Origin of the sequence: Flavobacterium sp. AJR, assembly GCF_002156885.1 — a bacterium.
Lineage (GTDB): Bacteria > Bacteroidota > Bacteroidia > Flavobacteriales > Flavobacteriaceae > Flavobacterium.
This window is the reverse complement of sequence record NZ_NCWQ01000076.1, coordinates 1-19,223: the sequence shown is the minus strand read 5'-3', so window position 1 is coordinate 19,223 and position 19,223 is coordinate 1. Positions and strand designations below refer to the sequence as shown.

19 protein-coding genes are annotated in these 19,223 nt (G+C 32.0%); 11 read left to right on the top strand and 8 right to left on the bottom strand.

What is annotated here, in order from left to right:
* The 3 genes from B8T70_RS18580 to B8T70_RS18570 form a co-directional block, all read left to right on the top strand.
* Positions 1 to 564: STM3941 family protein (locus B8T70_RS18580; RefSeq protein ID WP_207621545.1), on the top strand; the 564-nt coding region annotated here is incomplete at its 5' end.
* 48 nt (positions 565 to 612) lie between these two features.
* Complete coding sequence (locus tag B8T70_RS18575; RefSeq protein WP_086895795.1) at positions 613 to 1,392, top strand: hypothetical protein; 780 nt, start codon at positions 613 to 615, stop codon at positions 1,390 to 1,392.
* Positions 1,393 to 1,643: 251 nt separating this feature from the next.
* Positions 1,644 to 2,195, top strand: coding sequence for a DUF1697 domain-containing protein (locus B8T70_RS18570; RefSeq protein ID WP_086895794.1), 552 nt, complete (start codon positions 1,644 to 1,646; stop codon positions 2,193 to 2,195).
* Positions 2,196 to 2,208: 13 nt separating this feature from the next.
* On the opposite strand, the gene B8T70_RS18565 is transcribed toward B8T70_RS18570, so the two are convergent.
* The 4 genes from B8T70_RS18565 to B8T70_RS18550 all read right to left on the bottom strand — a co-directional run bounded on the left by B8T70_RS18565 (position 2,209) and on the right by B8T70_RS18550 (position 4,736).
* A complete protein-coding gene (locus B8T70_RS18565; RefSeq protein ID WP_039111947.1) occupies positions 2,209 to 2,607 on the bottom strand; it encodes a hypothetical protein in 399 nt (132 codons plus the stop codon).
* A 29-nt stretch (positions 2,608 to 2,636) separates the two neighbouring features.
* Complete coding sequence (locus B8T70_RS18560) at positions 2,637 to 3,326, bottom strand: aspartyl/asparaginyl beta-hydroxylase domain-containing protein (protein ID WP_086895793.1); 690 nt, start codon at positions 3,324 to 3,326, stop codon at positions 2,637 to 2,639.
* 3 nt (positions 3,327 to 3,329) lie between these two features.
* A complete protein-coding gene (locus B8T70_RS18555; RefSeq protein WP_086895797.1) occupies positions 3,330 to 3,836 on the bottom strand; it encodes a hypothetical protein in 507 nt (168 codons plus the stop codon).
* A 171-nt stretch (positions 3,837 to 4,007) separates the two neighbouring features.
* Positions 4,008 to 4,736: a diphthine--ammonia ligase gene (locus B8T70_RS18550; RefSeq protein ID WP_086895792.1), complete on the bottom strand. Its 729-nt coding sequence runs from the start codon at positions 4,734 to 4,736 to the stop codon at positions 4,008 to 4,010.
* Positions 4,737 to 4,840: 104 nt separating this feature from the next.
* On the opposite strand from B8T70_RS18550, the gene B8T70_RS18545 reads away from it, so the two are divergent.
* Positions 4,841 to 6,928 (top strand): M1 family metallopeptidase, encoded by a 2,088-nt coding sequence (locus B8T70_RS18545; RefSeq protein WP_086895791.1) that lies wholly within the window; start codon positions 4,841 to 4,843, stop codon positions 6,926 to 6,928.
* Between the two features lie 174 nt (positions 6,929 to 7,102).
* Complete coding sequence (locus B8T70_RS18540) at positions 7,103 to 8,002, top strand: patatin family protein (protein ID WP_039111952.1); 900 nt, start codon at positions 7,103 to 7,105, stop codon at positions 8,000 to 8,002.
* A 78-nt stretch (positions 8,003 to 8,080) separates the two neighbouring features.
* On the opposite strand, the gene B8T70_RS18535 is transcribed toward B8T70_RS18540, so the two are convergent.
* Positions 8,081 to 8,602 (bottom strand): hypothetical protein, encoded by a 522-nt coding sequence (locus B8T70_RS18535; RefSeq protein ID WP_039111953.1) that lies wholly within the window; start codon positions 8,600 to 8,602, stop codon positions 8,081 to 8,083.
* Between the two features lie 124 nt (positions 8,603 to 8,726).
* Between B8T70_RS18535 and B8T70_RS18530 the strand changes: the two genes are divergently transcribed.
* From B8T70_RS18530 to B8T70_RS18520, 3 genes are all read left to right on the top strand, one after another.
* Positions 8,727 to 9,494 carry a TSUP family transporter gene (locus tag B8T70_RS18530; protein WP_086895790.1) on the top strand — a complete coding sequence of 256 codons (768 nt, stop codon included), beginning with the start codon at positions 8,727 to 8,729 and terminating at the stop codon, positions 9,492 to 9,494.
* 299 nt (positions 9,495 to 9,793) lie between these two features.
* Positions 9,794 to 12,130, top strand: coding sequence for an ATP-dependent helicase (locus tag B8T70_RS18525; RefSeq protein WP_086895789.1), 2,337 nt, complete (start codon positions 9,794 to 9,796; stop codon positions 12,128 to 12,130).
* Positions 12,131 to 12,252: 122 nt separating this feature from the next.
* The gene (locus B8T70_RS18520) at positions 12,253 to 12,873 is read left to right on the top strand and encodes an L-threonylcarbamoyladenylate synthase (RefSeq protein ID WP_086895788.1); all 621 of its coding nucleotides are present in this window, start codon (positions 12,253 to 12,255) and stop codon (positions 12,871 to 12,873) included.
* Positions 12,874 to 13,313: 440 nt separating this feature from the next.
* Here the strand turns inward: B8T70_RS18520 and B8T70_RS18515 are convergent, their stop codons facing one another.
* From B8T70_RS18515 to B8T70_RS18505, 3 genes are read right to left on the bottom strand one after another with little or no spacing between them, the layout of a single operon-like run.
* Positions 13,314 to 14,150 (bottom strand): OmpA family protein, encoded by an 837-nt coding sequence (locus tag B8T70_RS18515; protein ID WP_039111957.1) that lies wholly within the window; start codon positions 14,148 to 14,150, stop codon positions 13,314 to 13,316.
* 36 nt (positions 14,151 to 14,186) lie between these two features.
* Positions 14,187 to 15,206 (bottom strand): glycosyltransferase family 2 protein, encoded by a 1,020-nt coding sequence (locus tag B8T70_RS18510; protein WP_086895787.1) that lies wholly within the window; start codon positions 15,204 to 15,206, stop codon positions 14,187 to 14,189.
* A 16-nt stretch (positions 15,207 to 15,222) separates the two neighbouring features.
* Positions 15,223 to 15,675: a type I restriction enzyme HsdR N-terminal domain-containing protein gene (locus tag B8T70_RS18505; RefSeq protein WP_039111959.1), complete on the bottom strand. Its 453-nt coding sequence runs from the start codon at positions 15,673 to 15,675 to the stop codon at positions 15,223 to 15,225.
* 105 nt (positions 15,676 to 15,780) lie between these two features.
* Here B8T70_RS18505 and holA point away from each other — a divergent pair, with 105 nt between their 5' ends.
* The 3 genes from holA to ettA are packed head-to-tail and all read left to right on the top strand — an operon-like array spanning position 15,781 to position 18,753.
* Complete coding sequence (gene holA, locus B8T70_RS18500) at positions 15,781 to 16,785, top strand: DNA polymerase III subunit delta (RefSeq protein ID WP_039111960.1); 1,005 nt, start codon at positions 15,781 to 15,783, stop codon at positions 16,783 to 16,785.
* 55 nt (positions 16,786 to 16,840) lie between these two features.
* A complete protein-coding gene (locus B8T70_RS18495; protein WP_035624132.1) occupies positions 16,841 to 17,023 on the top strand; it encodes a CAL67264 family membrane protein in 183 nt (60 codons plus the stop codon).
* A gap of 35 nt (positions 17,024 to 17,058) precedes the next feature.
* The gene (gene ettA, locus B8T70_RS18490) at positions 17,059 to 18,753 is read left to right on the top strand and encodes an energy-dependent translational throttle protein EttA (protein ID WP_039111986.1); all 1,695 of its coding nucleotides are present in this window, start codon (positions 17,059 to 17,061) and stop codon (positions 18,751 to 18,753) included.
* Positions 18,754 to 19,223: the final 470 nt, after the last annotated feature.

Genomic DNA, 19,223 nt, shown 5'->3' with positions numbered 1-19,223 from the left:
GAAATAAAAATTATGCAAAGACTTCCTTACCACATTTACCTAAATAAAAAAACAATTATAATCCGTTTTGCTTTATGTCTGTCCCTCTTCTTAATTGCAGTTTGGATGTTATGGCATAATACAAAACAGTTTTATGATGGTCAAAATTTTCATCCAGAGGTACTGTTTTTATCTCCTTTTGTGATTATTGGAATGCTCTTTTATACAATAAGAGAAGTGCGCTTATTTGATAATAATGAGATACAAATAACACTTAATCATAAAGGAATTATTTTTTACGGAAAATATTTCATTGAAATTGGAGTAGTAAATTGGGAAGACATAACAAGATGTGTTGAAACAAAGGAACAATACGAAACTGTATTAAATATAATTGTTCATCAACCAGATATTTATATAAATAAAATTAAAAATGAAAAGTACCGTAAAAAAGTAGAAACTTACTGTAATGAAAATGGTAATGTCTTATTATGGATAAATGTAAGGCTTTTAAATTGTGATCTTACGGAATTAAAAAGAAACATTTTTCAAATGATAGATAAAACAAAGAATACAAATAACTAAGATTAAGCAATTATTTGCTATTTAATAACCCCCAAACTAATTAACAAAATGATTTACGTTTACGAAATTGTAACAAAGCCTTTAACTTCAAAAATTATTTCAGATGAAATCTGTCCCGTATGTAATAAAAATGGATGTATTGAATTAACATTGTATGTGCGTTATATCTCTATGGTTATCCCTTTCTTTGGAACGGGACGGAAAACAGGAGTAGTTTGTACCAATTGCGGTGAAGTTTTAAAAAACCCTGATGCATCTGTATTTGCAAAGAAAAAATACTCAGCCAATATAGAAGCTGAGATTAATCAGATTAGAAATAATCACAAAAGAACTTTATGGCAGTTATTATACCCGTGGTCATTTTGTATTGTATTACCATTAATCGTTTTAATTGCATTGGGTTATAGTAAGATTAATAACAAATCAATTGAGAAAAAGTCTGAGGAGTATGCTGCATTAATTACTAATCCGCAATCTGGAGATATTTACAAATCAACATGGTCTCAAGAAAATAGCCAGTTGCAAGGTGCATTAGTGAAACTGATACGAATTGATGCTGATACGATGTATGTTATTCGTAGTAAAGAAATGATTCCTATGAGTTTTTCTAAAGCAGAATGGGATAAGCTTTCTTCTAATGCCGACGCATTCGATTCTAAAGAGTATAAAGTAAAGAAATTTACAGATTTAAAAGGAGGCAATTTTGGGCAGTTTTTCATGTACAATAAAGATCATAATGGTAAAATGACTCCAAAATATTTGGGAGCAATACTTGATAATACTGCTGCAATGGATTTAAATTTTGAAACGATAGTACGAGCAAAATAAAAAATATAATATCAGTAGTTTTTATGATTCTAAATAGATTTATAAAAACTACTGATATCTTGATAAATAAGAATCTATGCATTTGTCTAATTTAATCAAAGTTCAAACATTTTAAAAGAAAGGTAAAAAAGAATATCCCGTTCAATTTTTATTGAAATTTAATATCGAAACTTAATTAGTAACTATTTTTAAATCACTCTGGGTTTTTATTATAATTGAATCTTTATCTTTGAAAAAATAAAATCAATACAATGACAACTCATCTCGCATTACTTCGTGGTATCAATGTTTCTGGACACAACATGATAAAAATGGAAGCTCTAAAAACTACACTTGAAGCTATTGGTTTTAAGAACGTGCAAACGTATATTCAGTCGGGAAATGTATTTGTAGATACCGATGAAGACAATGCATCCAAAGTTGGCTTTGTAATCAAACAAGAAATTTTTAAAGTTTTTGGACACGAAGTGCCTATTGTTGTGATTTATAAACAAGATTTAGAAGCTTGTTTTAAGAACAATCCTTTCTTAAAAGAAAAAGACGCTGACATTAAAAAATTGTACGTGGCTTTTATTTCGATAGCATTGAAAAGTGATAGTATAAATGATTTAAAAATAAGTCAGTTTAAGCCAGACGAAGCTAGTATTGATGGTAACAGAATATTTATTAAATATGCTGTTGGCGCAGGAAAAACCAGATTTGACCAGAAATATATTGAGAAAAAACTAAACGTAACTGCAACGATAAGAAACTGGAATACAGTAACTCAATTATTAAAAATTTACGAAGAAAGAGAAGTTTAAAAACTAAACGTATTTACTTAGAAATTTGAATCGATACTTTTTTTAGATAAATAGTATCGGTATTATGTACGGCACCTTTTCTCATTCCGCCACCAAAAGGATTGTGCAGATCTATAGATTTCTTTTCGTAACCCTCTTTGTATATAGCTTCATTAACATGTAATGGTGGTGCTTCATAACCAACAAAAGTAAATTGAGAATATCTTATTTCTTTTAAATTAAAATAGCCCATTGCATTGGTTAAGCTTTCTCCTACGTTACAATTTTCGATAGGAGTATGGGTTGTTTCGTCATAGATATAGCCCATAATTTGTGGTCTTTGGCATCTACTTACTAAACAACTCTGGAATGAAAATGCGACAATAATTAAGGTAATTATTATTCCGAATTTTCTAAAATTTGATTTATTCACTTGTGTTTATTCTTTTAATTAAATTAGGCTTACTCTAAATTTTTAATAAGCTCATCTGCCATTGGCGTATTCATTCGTTTTAACTCGGCAATCATGAGTTGTTTTTGCTCTTCGCTCATTACTGGTGCAGCTTTTACAAATTGGTCTTTGTCTGCCTCTTTATAAAACATCGCATCAGTCCATTCATTTCTTATCCCATCGATTACAAGATGAATGCGGTTTTCTGTGCCACGATTGGCAACCGAATGAATAAAATTAGCATCTATATACCAACATTCGCCTTCATTCATAATTAAGCGAGTACCATCTAAGATAAACTCGACTTCGTTATTTGTAATTATCGGAATATGTAATCTAAAAGAATCATCTTCATATCCTAAACAATTATCGCTATGCGGTTTAATTTCAGCTCCAGCAGCTAATTGCAATAATCGAACAGCTGTTTTTTCGAATAAAAAACCATCTAATATTTCTTTAAAATAGGTGCAAGAATCTAATATTTCGGTAGCAACTAGCTTTTCATCATTGTTTGAAAAAGCATAGATAGCGTCCGATTTTCCGCTTTGTGACATTAAAGCAATCGAAGTCCATTTTCCTGAATAATCATTCGTATTATAATGATCAATCCAGTTTTTATCGATGATTTTCTGGAAATCATTTTTTAGTTTTTCCTTATCAAATAAAAGAGGAAACTTTATAGAGCGTACTAATTTATCCATAATTTATTCTCTTAACCATTTTATCATTGCAGGAAATGCTTCTTTTCCTTCATTTGCTGCTCGTTCTTTACCTAATGTAAGTCCTGCCCATTCAAGAAAAGGTAAACCTATATAGTTTTCATCGTTAAAATTTGAAATTAACCATTCTGAATCGTTCTTGTATCCATTAGGGTGAAATACAAATTCTATTGGTAATTTTAAATATTTTACTGCAGCAAAAGACCATAAGATTGTTGCAATTTCTTCTCCTTCAGTTGGCCAATTAGCAGCTATTTTATCTGTACCAACTAATTCTCTTTCAGCGGTGGTAGTAACTGCCAGATGTCCTGCTTCATGTAGAATGTCTCCTGGATATAATAATTTTTCAAAATCAATATAAATACAATTTGAGCCTAAAGATAATCCTGGTAAAAAAGTGTTATTTAATTCTTTTTCGACAACTTTAATTCCGATTTCGTCCAAGAAAAATAAAATCTTTTCTATTTCTAAGCTCTTTTCTTTTACAGGCATTTGCATGAGTTTTAAAATAATATTATATAGTTAGAATACATAAAACCAAGACTGTAACAAAAAAAAGCGAACCATATAAGTAATATAAGTTCATTTAAGTTTGCACAGATTCGATTATACTTACATTTACTTACGTTGCTTATATGATTAAAATAATTAATGTCTTACTGTTTATATCAAATCGCAATACCAAAATCCATAATCAAAAGCATCGCTTGCATTTGTATCACAAGCTGTATCGCTAGATTCTGTTTTAGGTTTTTCATATTTTCGATGTACAATTTCTCCAATTTCAAATTGTATTGGTTCAGAAAAAATAGGTCCATCGAAAGTAAAGGTATGAAATTCGCCATTTTCTCCACATACATCTACATTATCTGGCAAATCATTTATAAAATCCTGATTGATTACACGACCTACAAAACTCTTATCAAGAAAACGTTCGTTTACACAAACCACTATTGTTTTAAAACCTAAAGATAAAAATTCCTGAATTAAATCTTTTGTTGGTGTTTTCCATAACGGAAACACGCCTTCAAAGCCGATATCTACCAATTTATCTTCACGGTACTTTCGTAAATCTTCCAGAAATATATCTCCAAAAATAGAATATTTAACACCTTGATCTTTAAGTTTAGCCAATGTTTTGGTCATTACTTCTTCGTAGACTTCCATTGTTGGCATTTCTGGAATTTGCATAATTTCTAGCGGTAATCCAATACTTTTTGCTTGTTGTTCTAATAACTCTACACGAACTCCATGCATCGAAATACGCTGAAACTGCTGGTTGACACTTGTAAGTAAACAATTTATTTCGAATTCTTTTTCTTGTTGTATTTTATATAATGCTAAAGCTGAGTCTTTGCCACTGCTCCAATTAAATAAGGCGATTTTTTTCAAAGGAATTGTTTAAATGTTTTCTGAAAGTAAACATACAAATTTCCTTCGATTTGTTCATCAATCCTTTGTAACTTTGGAAACCTTTGCATCAAATAAAACCAATAATGAAATACCTCTTTTTTTTCTTTTCCCTTTTCAGTTTTGCTCAACAAACCCAATATGTCGATTTTAAATCAGTTTTAGGGGAAATCACTATCAATACAACAGACAGATCATTATCAGGAAATGTGATATATGATTTTGATGTTCTAAAACCTATCGATACTATAAAAATTGATGCTCAAAACATGTCGTTTTCGAATTTAAAAATCAACGGAAATGAAATTATATTTATTAATACAAACAAGCAATTGCAATTGATTTTTCCGTTCCAAAAAGGAAAAAATACACTTACATTTAATTATTCAGCCAAGCCAAAACAGGCATTGTACTTTGTGGGTAACTTTGACTCTGCTCAAGACGACAAATTAGATGATGTAAATGGACAAGTATGGACACAAGGACAGGGAAGATATACCAGTAATTGGTTCCCGAGTTTTGATGATGTAAATGAAAAAGTAGTTTTTAACCTAAATATTACTTTTGATAAAAGCTATAAAGTTATCTCAAACGGATTATTAAAAAACAAACTCGAAAATGGGAATTCTATTGTTTGGCAATACCGAATGCAAAATCCTATGAGTTCTTATTTACTAATGCTTGCCATTGGGAAATATGAAGAAAAAGAGCTCAAATCTAAATCTAGAATCCCTTTAGAATACTACATCGAAAATAATGATATCTCTCGTTTTGAACCAACTTATCGCTATTCTAAACAGATTTTTGATTTTCTGGAGAAAGAAATAGGAGTGAAGTACCCTTGGGAAATATACAAGCAAGCTCCTGTTCGTGACTTTATATATGCGGGTATGGAGAATACAACAGCTACTTTGCTTTCTACCAGATATGTTGTTGATTCTATAGGTTTTGAAGATAGAAAATACACCAATGTTAATGCACACGAATTGGCGCACCATTGGTTTGGGAATTTAATTACTGCCGAAAGTAGTACGCATCATTGGCTGCAAGAAGGTTTTGCAACCTATTATGCTTTGCTTGCTGAGAAAGAAATTTATGGTGAGGATTATTTTTATTCCAAATTATACGATACTGCACAACAATTAAAATATGCATCAAGAACTGACACAATTCCAGTCTTGAATGCCAAAGCTAGTTCGCTTACTTTTTACGAAAAAGGGGCTTGGGCTTTATTTGTTTTACATGATGCTTTGGGCGATAAAACATTCAAAAAAGTAATCAAAAATTATTTGAAAAAATATGCCTTTCAAACTGTAAACACGAATGATTTTTTTGATGAAATAAAAAAACTATCCAATTATGACTTAAATGAATTCTCTAAAATATGGCTTGAAACAACTGCTTTTAATACGCAACAAGCAAATGAACTGTTGAGTAAAAATAAAGCAATTCAAATACGCTTAGAAGTCGATAAAGTCAATAAAAAACCTTTAGCCGAAAAAGAAGATTTTCTTACCAAAACATTACAATCCGATGTTTATTTTACAGTTAAAAAAGCAATTGTAAACCAACTCAAGAATGAAAAATACGAAGCTAAAAAACAATTACTCATTCTGGCTTTAAACACAAATAACCTTCAGGTTCGACAAGAAGTAGCTGTTTCTTTGCCAAAAATTCCTGAAGATTTCAGACCTCTGTATGAGTCTTTACTAGATGATAAATCATACCAAACGCAGGAAATAGTATTGTTTTATTTATGGAATAATTTTCCTTCTCGTCGCAGCGAATATTTAGATAAATCAAAAAACTGGGTAGGATTTAACGACTATAATTTAAGAACATTATGGTTGTCATTAGCTTTATCAACACCTAATTACGCAACAGAACCAGAGGGTTTAATTAATGAATTAATAGAATATTCTTCGCCTAAATATGAAGCAACAACGCGCCAAAATGCTTTAGAGAAATTAATAGATTTTCGATTAAGAAATGATATTGTATTAACAAACTTAGTAAACGCGACAACGCATCATATGTGGCAATTTTCTAAATTTGGTAGAGATACTATTCGGTTATTATTAAAAAATAGTGAAATGCGTACTTCATTTGAAAGAATTTTGCCTAATTTGTCCTCGAATGAACAGTTTCAATTAGAACGTTTGTTGAAAGAGTAAAAAAGAGAATAGATTATAGAAGAAAGAGGATAGAAGAAAGAGGATAGAAGAAAGAGGATAGAAGAAAGAGGATAGAAGAAAGAGGATAGAGTAAAGAAATAGATTAAAGGTTTAGTCTATTTTCTTTGTTCTTTCTTCTATTCTCTTCTCTTTAAAAAAAACTACAATACATTTATGAGAGCATTGGTTATTTCAGGAGGAGGAAGCAAAGGAGCTTTTGCCGGAGGAGTTGCACAATATTTATTACAAATAAAAAAATGTGAATACGATTTATTTCTAGGCACATCTACAGGAAGTTTACTTATTCCGCATTTGGCACTTGGAAATATTGATAAAATCCATGGAATCTACACCAATGTGAGCATGAATAAAATATTTAATATCAGCCCTTTTGTTGTAAAAGAGAAAGGCGGTATTGATATTGTTACCATAAATCACTTTAATGTATTACGTCAGTTTTTTAAAGGAAAAAGAACTTTTGGCGAAAGCAAAAGATTGCAAAAATACATAAAAGATCATTTGTCTTTATCTGAATTTAACCAGCTAAAAAAACTAAAAACTGATGTTGTTGTTACGGTTACCAACTTGTCTCGAAATGAAGCTGAATATAAATCGATAAAAGATTGTTCTTACGACGAATTTTGCGATTGGATTTGGATATCAAGTAATTATATTCCGTTTATGAGTTTAGTATCTAAAAACAACTCAGAATATGGAGACGGAGGATTCTCTAGTCTCGTACCAATACGTGAAGCCATAAATCGTGGTGCAACTGAGATAGATGTGGTTATTCTGGAAACTGAAGTAAATACAACAAAAAGTACAATAGGTAAAAATCCGTTTTCGTTAATGATAGATTTGTTCCGAATTGCTCTAGATCAGGTCGAAAAACATGATATTGCTATCGGAAAACTATTGGCGAAAAACAAAAATGTAAAACTGAACTTGTTTTATACACCTACAAAATTAACCAATAACGCATTAATTTTTAACAAAGAAGAAATGAAAAAGTGGTGGGAAGAAGGATATGAATATGCTCAGAATAAGTCTGAAATTATGAGTGATAACAGGTAACATCTGATTTTAGATTGTTGAGTTTAGATTTTAGATTGACATTGCAGGAATCTAAAATCTAAACTCAACAATTAAAGATTACCACATTTCGCTTACTTCTCTTTTAATATAGCCTAAAGCAGCACTGCTTGGTGATTGCTTATCAAATAAATCATTTAAGATAACCTCACGTAATTTATCTGCACTGTCTACACGGTCGCTCATATTTGCTTTACGAATCATCTGGATTGTAGCATTTTTAGCTGTGGTTACAATAGTCCAACATTCATCAGACATGTATATTTGTTGTGTTAAGTTATGCTCAAACTCTTGCTCGATTTGTGCAATAACTAAATTTTCATAATCATTTTTATCATTAGATATTGGCGCAACGCGTATCAATAAATTAGTTAAACTAATGCGTTCTAAGTATAAAGTAATTCGCTCATAAGCTTGTAATCGTAAAGGCAAAGCTTGTTTTTGAGCATCTTTTTGCAATAACCATCTTCGTGTATTTTGTTTATCCTGAAGATACGATTTGAAAAAATAATAGGCTACGCTTCCTGTTATGATTGAAGGTATAGTATAAGCTAGAACTTCTATGATTTTGTTTGAATCCATTTTTATAATTTAAGGAAACAAAAATATACTTTTGGTTGTAATTCAGCATCATTTTAATTGTAATATTTGTTTAAGAAGGCTAATTTTGCCGACATTCAAATTTTAATCAAATACTACACTATAATTGGAAAACTATATTATAATTTTGCTTTGTTTAGCTGCTTTTGCAGCAGGATTTATTGATGCTATTGTAGGCGGTGGCGGGTTAATCCAAACTCCAATGGGATTAATTTTATTACCAAATTTACCTGTCTCTACTGTTATTGGAACTCTGAAATTACCTGCATTTAGCGGAACCGCTTTTGCTGCTTTTCAATACATGAAAAAAGTAACCATTCAATGGAAGTTATTATTGATTATGATGGTTTTAGCAGTCCCATCTGCATTTTTAGGATCTACTTTATTGACTTATGTTAGCAATGATTTTATGAAACCATTGTTACTGGTAGTTTTATCGCTATTGCTAATTTATACTTATGCTAAAAAGAATTTTGGTCAACATGTGGCCAAAGATCATTCAGCTAAAACCCAAATATTATATGCTGTTGTAATTAGTATAATAGTTGGTTTTTATGATGGTTTTATTGGCCCTGGAACTGGTAGCTTTTTTGTAGTTGCTTTTATAGCTTTAATGGGATTCGATTTTTTGCACGCTTCGGCAAATGCCAAAATGGTAAACTTAGCTACTAATTTCGGATCTATTTGTTTGTTCATTATAAAAGGAAAGATCATTTGGACAATTGCAATTCCTATGGCCATAAGTAATGGACTTGGCGGATGGCTTGGTGCTAAGCTGGCAATAAATAAAGGAAATGGTTTTATTAGAGTTTTCTTTTTGATTGTCGTAATCGGTACTTTGATTCGTTTTGCTTATGATGTATTTTATGAATAGAGGTTCTGAGAGACTAAGATTCTAAGACGCTAAGTTTTTATCTTTGATATCTTGAACCTTAGTACCTCAGAAACTTAGAACCTTAGGCTCTTTAAAAAAAAAACTATTGTTTGAGTCTAGCCCCGATAGAGGTGGTATCCTCGTAGTGAAACGGAGAGATAAAGCCGAAAGCGGGAACTTTGCTTCTTAAAAAAGCCTTTTGTTGTGCTTCAAAAAAAACTTAGCAACTCAGTGTCTTAACAGCTTAGGAACTTTCTTTTTAAATTCTTATTTTTGCATCAATTATGGAGAAAAATTTCATGCAAAAATACATTGACCAGCTCAATGACGCACAGAGACAGCCTGTTTTAAAGAAAGACGGGCCGATGATTATTATTGCTGGGGCAGGTTCGGGGAAAACACGTGTTTTAACAATTAGAATTGCTTATTTGATGGCGCAGGGTATTGATGCGTTCAATATTTTGTCGCTTACTTTTACCAATAAAGCGGCTCGTGAGATGAAACACAGGATATCTGATATTGTGGGAGCGTCGGAGGCAAAAAACCTTTGGATGGGAACTTTCCACTCTATTTTTGCGCGTATTCTTCGTGCAGAATCAGATCATTTGGGATATCCGTCTAATTTTACGATTTACGATTCTCAGGATTCAGCGAGACTAATTTCTTCTATTATAAAAGAAATGCAGCTGGATCGTGATGTTTATAAACCAAAGCAGGTTTTAGGACGTATATCAAATTATAAAAATAGTTTGATTACGGTAAAAGCCTATTTTAATAATCCTGAATTGGTAGAGGCTGATGCCATGGCTAAAAGACCAAGATTAGGAGAAATTTATCAGCACTATGTTGACCGTTGTTTTAAAGCGGGTGCTATGGATTTTGATGATTTGCTATTGAAAACCAATGAATTACTAAATCGTTTTCCAGAAGTTTTATCGAAATATCAAAACCGTTTTCGCTATATTTTGGTTGATGAGTACCAGGATACAAATCACTCTCAGTATTTAATTGTAAAGGCTTTATCTGATAAGTTTCAGAATATTTGTGTTGTAGGAGATGATGCGCAGAGTATTTATGCTTTCCGTGGAGCGAATATTAATAATATTTTGAATTTTCAGAAGGATTATGAAGGTGTGATAATGTTTCGTTTAGAGCAAAATTATCGTTCAACCCGTAACATAGTTGAAGCTGCAAATACTGTAATGGAACATAATAAGACCAAACTTGATAAAATAGTTTGGACTGCAAATGATTTTGGACAAAAAATTAAAGTTCACAGAAGTTTAACAGATTCTGAAGAAGGTCGTTTTGTAGCGAGTACCATTTTTGAACAAAAAATGCAAAATCAATTGCATAATGGCTCTTTTGCAATTTTGTATCGTACTAATGCACAATCCCGTGCGATGGAGGATGCATTAAGAAAACGTGATATTCCGTATCGAATCTATGGTGGATTATCATTCTACCAACGTAAGGAAATTAAAGACGTTTTGTGTTATTTACGTTTGGTAATTAATCCGAAAGACGAAGAAGCACTGGTGCGTGTAATTAATTATCCTGCTCGTGGAATTGGAGATACTACTGTTGAAAAATTGACTATTGCTGCCAATCATTACAAACGTTCTATTTGGGAAGTAATGGTTAATATTGATAAAATTGACTTGAAACTGAATGCCGGGACAAAGAATAAAATCAGGGATTTTGTAACGATGATTCAGAGTTTTCAGGTTATTGATCAAAATCAGGATGCTTTTTATATTACGGATCATGTAACAAAAAAAACTGGATTAGTTCAGGAACTAAAGAAAGATGCTACACCTGAGGGTATGGCAAAAATTCAGAATATTGAAGAATTACTAAACGGTTTAAAAGATTTTACCGAAGGCCAGAAAGAAATTGATGGAGCAAGAGGGGCATTGTCTGAGTTTATGGAAGATGTGGCACTTGCTACTGATTTAGATAAAGATACGAGTGATGAAGATAGGGTTGCTTTAATGACAATTCACCTTGCAAAAGGACTAGAATTCCCTCATGTTTTTGTTGTTGGGATGGAAGAAGATTTGTTTCCTAGTGCCATGAGTATGAGTACAAGAAGTGAACTTGAGGAAGAACGTCGTTTATTTTACGTAGCTTTAACACGCGCAGAGCATCAGGCTTATTTAACGTATGCACAATCGCGTTATCGTTGGGGTAAATTAACAGATAGTGAACCATCTCGTTTTATTGAAGAAATTGATGGTCAGTATTTAGAATATTTGACGCCAGCAGAAAGTGGTTATCGCTATAAACCAATGATTGACATTGATGTTTTTGGTGATGTTGATAAATCAAAATTGCGTTTAGCAAAACCAATTGGGACAACACCTCCTAAACAGGTTAATAACAATGAACCAAAATCGGATTTAAATATTCGTAAACTAAAACCTGTATCGAGTAATAATCCTAATGCAAGTGCTCCTAATTTATTTGATAATAAATTAACTATTGGAAATCTCGTAATGCATGAACGCTTTGGAAGAGGTGAAGTTGTAAATATAGAAGGAGTAGGAGCTGATAAAAAAGCAGAAATCAAATTTGAAGTTGGCGGACTTAAAAAGTTGTTACTTCGTTTTGCAAAATTAGACGTGATTGGGTAGAAGATAATAGAAGTAAGAGAATAGACTTAGATAACTAGATAATAGAATCAAGAAAAAAGTTAATGAACTCTTACTAGAATCTTTTGAATTTTAATCAAATTAAAACTTTAAACTAAAACAAAATGGCAGAATTTATAAAAATATATCCCGATAAACCGAGTGAAGCTGCTATTGCAAAAGTAGTAAAGGTTTTAAAAAATGGTGGTTTGATTATTTATCCAACAGATACTGTTTACGGTTTAGGTTGTGATATTACTAATTCTCGTGCTTTAGAGAAAATTGCAAAAATAAAAGGAGTGAAGCTTGAAAAAGCAAATTTTTCCTTTATTTGCCACGATTTAAGTAACTTATCTGATTATGTACGACAAATAGATACATCGACCTTTAAAATATTAAAAAGAGCTCTACCAGGTCCTTATACTTTTATTTTGCCTGGGAACAATAATTTGCCAAAAGAGTTTAAGAAGAAAACAACTGTCGGAATTCGTGTACCAGACAATTCAATTGCTTTAGAAATTGTACGTCAATTAGGAAATCCTATTGTTTCTACTTCTATTCGCGATGAGGATGATGTTATTGAATATACAACCGATCCTGAGCTTATTTTTGAAAAATGGCAAAATGTAGTTGATATGGTTATCGATGGTGGCTATGGAGATAATGTTGGATCTACTATTATTGATTTATCCAAACATGAGCCAGTAATCGTTAGAGAAGGAAAAGGAAGTTTAGATATTTTGTAAAAATATATTGCTACGGCAAGGTATTTGAAGTTAATTGCCTATATTAGAGCTACATTAACAATGCATTATAAACATATATCACGATAATGTTATTCTTAATTGATATTTAATTGGTTATTAAAAAGATTAAGGATACATAAAAGCAGGTCAACCGACCTGCTTTTTCTGTTTTTATAAATAGGTGTTTTTTAAGGCGTGGCTTATCAGTGAATTCACTTCATGTACTATCACTGTAAATTTTTTTAGATATAAACCCTTCGACTCCGCCTCAGGGAGACAAACTATACCTTCGTAAGACTGAGCATCCAAAACTACAAGAGAAGCTTAATTAAGTAGAAAATAGTAAGCATAAAAAAAGCCAGTGAAAATTTTTTCACTGGCTTTAATTTATTCTAGAATCTTAATCCTAAAAAGGACGATTCTAATATGAAATCATCAGATTATTTACCTGATTGTTTTTTCATTTCTTTTTCAACCATATCATAGAATTGGTCAATTTTTGGCATAACAACGATACGAGTTCTTCTGTTACGAGCTTTATCTTCAGCTGTATCATTAGCTACTAATGGCACGTAAGAACTTCTACCAGCTGCAATTAATTTTGCTGGGTTAACACCAAGGTCGTTTGTTAATACACGAACGATAGATGTAGAACGTTTAACACTTAAATCCCAGTTGTCTAACAAAATTCCGTTGCTTTTGTAAGGAACGTTATCAGTATGACCTTCAACCATACATTCAAAATCAGGTTTGTCATTAACTACTTTTGCAACTTTAGCTAAAACAGTTTTTGCTTTATCAGTTACATCATAGCTACCACTTTTAAATAATAATTTGTCAGCGATAGAAATAAATACAACTCCTTTTTCAACATTAATTTCGATATCTGGATCATTGATACCTACAGCTCCTTTTAAGCTAGTAACCAAGGCAAGAGTAACACTATCTTTCTTAGTTAAAGCATCTTGAAGTCTAGATATTTTTAAATCTTTTTCTTTTAAACTTTCTAAAGATTTTTCTAGATTTTCAGCTCCTTTAGAAGTAAGCATTGTTAAATCTTTTGAACTGTTTATCAAATTCTGATTGTGATCTTTCAAACTAGCAACTGTAGCAGTTAATCCAGCTTTTTCTTCTAAACAAGAATTTAATTTTACAGTACAAGAATTTAGTAAATCTTGTGTTTCTTTGTTTTTAGCTTCTAAATCAGCATATTTCTTTTTAGAAACACACGAAGATAGTACCATTAGTGCAGTTAGGGCAATGAATATTTTTCTCATAAAAAATAAAATTTAATTAGACTTTCAATTACAAAGTTAAGGGTTATTAATTTGATTACTGTTAAAGATATCTTTAAAAACACGGTTTTTCGTTACATAGTACAAGAAAACGACACTTTTAATCATATAGTATTTTCGTGTTTGAAAATTACTTCTTTTTTTATAATATTCCGAAAAAAGGCTATAAAAAGAGAAATGAGCTTTTATAATTGCCCAAGTGTGTTTGAACTTTCCTTGCACAAAAAACTGTACTCCAGCGATACCATCGAGTACCAACCTTGCAAAAATAATGCCGTAAAACCCTTGCTTAGGCAAGTTTTTGGTAAGCATTAGCAAGGAGTTTCTAAAATTAAGAAAGGTCTTTCTAGGGTTACCTTGTTGTAATGTTGCTCCACCAACATGATATACAACAGATTGCGAATTGTATTTAATTGTATGACCTAGATTAATTGCACGCCAACACAAATCTATTTCTTCTTGATGAGCAAAAAAACCTTCATCAAAACCGTTTAATTCTTTATAAACAATGCTTCTTATAAAAAAACAAGCACCCGAAGCCCAAAACAATTCACAATTATCATCATACTGATTATTGTCTTTTTCGATAGTATCAAAAATACGTCCACGACAAAACGGATAACCATATTTATCAATAAAACCTCCGCCAGCACCCGCATATTCAAAGAAAGCTTTATTTTTAAAATCTAATATTTTGGGTTGGATAATAGCGGTTTTTGGTTCTTTTACGAAAGTATCCAGAATTGGTTGTAACCAGTTTTCAGTAACTTCAATATCCGAATTTATCAAAGCATAAATTTCGGCATCGATATGTTGCAATGCATCATTGTATCCTTGTGCAAACCCATGATTACCTGTGTTTACAACGATTTTTACAGTAGGAAAATGCTCTTTTACGTAAGTTATAGAAGTATCTGTCGAAGCATTATCGGCTACATATATAGTAGCTTCAGGCGAAAATTGTATTACCGATGGTAAAAACTGTTCTAATAATTTTACTCCATTCCAATTTAATATAACAACTGCTATTTTATCCAAGTGTATAGTATTTTATTTATGTTAGAGAATTATAATTCGGTAACTCCCTTAAAAATTCATATTTTTCATTCTCAAAATCCATTTGACAGAAATAATGACTCAATCCATTGGTAACTGTCAGAAATTGCGCATTCATGGTCATATTATATCTAGCAATCTGATCAAAGGTAGCTTGCGAAATTTTTACTTCCGGTGCTTTACATTCTACTAATATATATATAGTACCATCAGGATTATAAACTACAATGTCGTAACGTTTGCGCAACCCATTGACCTTTAAAACTTTTTCTACATTTATCAATGATTTAGGGTATTTTTTCTCCACCATTAAAAACTGAACAACATGCTGGCGAACCCATTCCTCTGGAGTGAGAATGATAAATTTTTTCCTGATTTCATCAAAAATAGACACTTTATTTTCGCTATTTTTGAACCGAAATATATAAGAGGGAAAATTTAGTTTTTGCATGAAGCAAAAATATAAAATAGTTTTAGGTTTCTCCCGAAGTCTCGGGATAAAGTTTCAAAATATTGAAACAACAGCCTTAAACATTTAACTTGAAACAATAAAGAAATGGATGAAGTTATAAAAATTGTTAATGATATAAAAGCAGGGAACATCATGCCTATCTACTTCCTTATGGGAGAAGAGCCTTATTACATTGACAAATTAGCCGAATATATAGAAAAAAACGTTTTATCTGAAGAAGAAAAAGGCTTTAACCAAACGGTTTTATATGGTCGCGATGTAACTGTAGATGATGTTGTTTCAGCCGCTAAACGTTATCCTATGATGGCTGACCGTCAGGTTATTATTGTAAAAGAAGCTCAGGATTTATCCAGAACAATCGATAAGCTCGAAGCTTATGCAGGAAACCCAATGACTACAACAGTTTTGGTTTTTTGTTACAAATACAAAACGTTGGATAAACGTAAAAAAGTAACCAAATTATTAGGGCAAAAAGGACTTGTTTACGAAAGTAAAAAATTATACGAAAACCAAGTAGGGGATTGGATTAAAAGAGTTTTATCAGGCAAAAATTATACGATAGAACCAAAAGCCAATGCGATGCTGGTTGAGTTTCTCGGAACCGATTTAAGCAAAATTAATAATGAGCTGGAGAAACTACAGATAATTTTACCCAAAGGTACGACCATTACACCCACACATATAGAGGAAAATATTGGTTTTAGTAAAGATTATAATGTATTCGAACTACGTAAAGCAATCGGAGAACGAAATCAAGTAAAAGCATACAAAATTGCAGAGAATTTTGCTCATAACCCCAAAGATTATCCGCTAGTTATGACAACAGGATTAATTTTTGGTTTCTTTATTCAGTTATTAAAATATCATGGATTAAAGGATAAAAATCCAAAAAATGTAGCGGCTGCAATTGGTGTGAATCCTTATTTCTTAAAAGAGTATGATTTAGCAATAAAAAATTTCCCAATGAAAAAAGTGAGTCAGGTAGTTTCGGCATTAAGAGACATTGATTTAAAAAGTAAAGGAGTGGGAGCCAATGCATTACCGCAATCTGATTTATTAAAAGAAATGCTGTACAAAATATTTAATTAAGCCACTAAAATTACCGATATTTGTAAGCTGATATAAAAATAAAAAACCGCAAATTATGGGGATGAATAAAAACACAATCTTAGGATGGGCAACTTTTATAATGGTGATCATGGGATTTCTCTTAATAGGACTTGGCATTTTTAGATACAGGGATGTTTCAGGTTGGGGATTTGCAGCTACAGGAGTTGGTTTTTTAGCCAATGCATGGGTTTTCAACGCTTTAAAAGGAAGAGTTTAAACAAGAATAAATAATAAAATTTAAAATAAATAGGCATGTCAGACGATAAGAAAGTAATTTTCTCGATGTCAAAATTGAGTAAAACCTACTCAAGTAGCGACAAACAAGTATTAAAAAATATTTATTTGAGCTTTTTTTACGGAGCTAAAATTGGTATTCTAGGTTTAAATGGTTCTGGTAAATCTTCACTTTTGAAGATTATTGCTGGAGTTGACAAAAATTACCAAGGAGATGTAGTTTTTGCTCCAGGATATACAGTTGGTTATTTAGAGCAAGAACCACAATTAGACGATGAAAAAACAGTTATCGAAATTGTACGAGAAGGAGTTGCCGAAACTATGGCAGTTCTGGAAGAGTACAATAAAATCAACGACTTATTTGGTCTTCCAGAAAACTACGAAGATCCAGATAAAATGGATAAGTTGATGGATCGTCAAGCTGCTTTACAAGATAAAATAGATGCATTAGGAGCTTGGGAAATTGATACCAAACTTGAAATTGCAATGGATGCATTACGTACTCCAGACGGAGATACGCCAATAAAAAACCTTTCAGGAGGAGAGCGTCGTCGTGTTGCATTATGTCGTTTGTTGTTACAACAGCCTGATGTATTGTTACTTGATGAGCCTACCAACCACTTAGATGCTGAGTCTGTTCTTTGGTTAGAGCAACATTTAGCACAATATGCTGGAACTGTAATTGCTGTAACACACGATAGATATTTCCTTGATAATGTTGCAGGTTGGATTTTAGAGCTTGATAGAGGAGAAGGTATTCCTTGGAAAGGAAATTATTCTTCTTGGTTAGATCAAAAATCAAGCAGAATGGCACTTGAAGAAAAAGTAGCTTCAAAACGTCGTAAAAACTTAGAGCGTGAGCTTGACTGGGTTCGTCAAGGAGCCAAAGGTCGTCAGACAAAACAAAAAGCACGTTTACAGAATTACGATAAATTATTAAACGAAGATCAAAAACAACTAGATGAAAATCTAGAAATCTATATCCCGAACGGTCCACGTTTAGGAACAAATGTTATCGAAGCTAAAAATGTAGCTAAAGCTTTTGGAGATAAATTATTGTATGATAATTTAAACTTTACTTTGCCACAAGCTGGAATTGTTGGAATTATCGGACCAAACGGTGCTGGTAAATCGACTATTTTCAGAATGATTATGGGAGAGCAAGAGCCAGATAGCGGTGAATTTTCTATCGGTGAAACTGTAAAAATTGCTTATGTAGATCAAGCGCACTCTAATATTGATCCTAATAAATCTATCTGGGAAAATTTCTGCGATGGTCAGGAATTAATCATGATGGGCGGACGTCAAGTAAACTCTCGTGCTTACTTAAGCCGTTTCAATTTTGGTGGAAGTGATCAAAACAAAAAAGTTTCAACTTTATCTGGTGGTGAGCGTAACCGTTTACATCTTGCAATGACATTGAAAGAAGAAGGAAACGTACTTTTATTAGATGAGCCTACCAATGACTTAGATATAAATACACTTCGTGCACTAGAAGAAGGTTTGGAGAATTTTGCTGGTTGTGCTGTAGTTATCTCTCACGACAGATGGTTCTTAGATAGAATTTGTACACACATCTTAGCTTTCGAAGGAAACTCAGAAGTGTACTATTTCGAAGGAGGATTCTCAGAATACGAAGAAAACAAAAAGAAACGTTTAGGTGGAGATTTAACTCCAAAACGTTTGAAATACAGAAAATTAATAAGAAGCTAATATTCTTATCAATCACAAAAAAGCCTCAAATTAAATTATTTGAGGCTTTTTTTTATATATGTAATTGCTGTTCTTCTAACAGGGCTTTTAGTTAAATTTAAATTAATCCTAAAATCTATAAGATAGTCGCCGCAAACTTGTCTTTCTGAGGAACGAAGAATCTCCATGAGCAGCTCGACAATCTTGAAATACTTTGTGTTAGTTTCTTGCGGAGATTCTTCGTTCCTCAGAAAGACAATATTGTGATTATTTTTTAGGAGCTAATTCCTGCTGTCTGCTGTATCTTTTTATTTTTAAAGAAAAAATAAAAAGGATGCCGCGACCATCAGGGCTAGAGATTTAGTTTTCAGTTTCAAGTTTCAGTCACAATTCTCAGATTATAATTTCTCCTTCATTCAAAATGGCAAAATTGTATCGAATCTAATTTTAGCGCAAAATAAAATCTCCCAAATCTGCTAAATTTGCGTGAG

Bases quoted from the DNA above. Each gene is read 5' to 3' on its own strand.
- B8T70_RS18505 (WP_039111959.1), bottom strand. From the start codon at position 15,675: ATGCAAAAACTAAATTTTCCCTCTTATATATTTCGGTTCAAAAATAGC.
- B8T70_RS18515 (WP_039111957.1), bottom strand. From the start codon at position 14,150: ATGAGAAAAATATTCATTGCCCTAACTGCACTAATGGTACTATCTTCG.
- B8T70_RS18560 (WP_086895793.1), bottom strand. From the start codon at position 3,326: ATGGATAAATTAGTACGCTCTATAAAGTTTCCTCTTTTATTTGATAAG.
- holA (WP_039111960.1), top strand. From the start codon at position 15,781: ATGGATGAAGTTATAAAAATTGTTAATGATATAAAAGCAGGGAACATC.
- B8T70_RS18555 (WP_086895797.1), bottom strand. From the start codon at position 3,836: ATGCCTGTAAAAGAAAAGAGCTTAGAAATAGAAAAGATTTTATTTTTC.
- B8T70_RS18575 (WP_086895795.1), top strand. From the start codon at position 613: ATGATTTACGTTTACGAAATTGTAACAAAGCCTTTAACTTCAAAAATT.
- B8T70_RS18535 (WP_039111953.1), bottom strand. From the start codon at position 8,602: ATGGATTCAAACAAAATCATAGAAGTTCTAGCTTATACTATACCTTCA.
- B8T70_RS18570 (WP_086895794.1), top strand. From the start codon at position 1,644: ATGACAACTCATCTCGCATTACTTCGTGGTATCAATGTTTCTGGACAC.
- B8T70_RS18545 (WP_086895791.1), top strand. From the start codon at position 4,841: ATGAAATACCTCTTTTTTTTCTTTTCCCTTTTCAGTTTTGCTCAACAA.
- B8T70_RS18495 (WP_035624132.1), top strand. From the start codon at position 16,841: ATGGGGATGAATAAAAACACAATCTTAGGATGGGCAACTTTTATAATG.
- B8T70_RS18540 (WP_039111952.1), top strand. From the start codon at position 7,103: ATGAGAGCATTGGTTATTTCAGGAGGAGGAAGCAAAGGAGCTTTTGCC.
- B8T70_RS18520 (WP_086895788.1), top strand. From the start codon at position 12,253: ATGGCAGAATTTATAAAAATATATCCCGATAAACCGAGTGAAGCTGCT.
- B8T70_RS18525 (WP_086895789.1), top strand. From the start codon at position 9,794: ATGCAAAAATACATTGACCAGCTCAATGACGCACAGAGACAGCCTGTT.
- ettA (WP_039111986.1), top strand. From the start codon at position 17,059: ATGTCAGACGATAAGAAAGTAATTTTCTCGATGTCAAAATTGAGTAAA.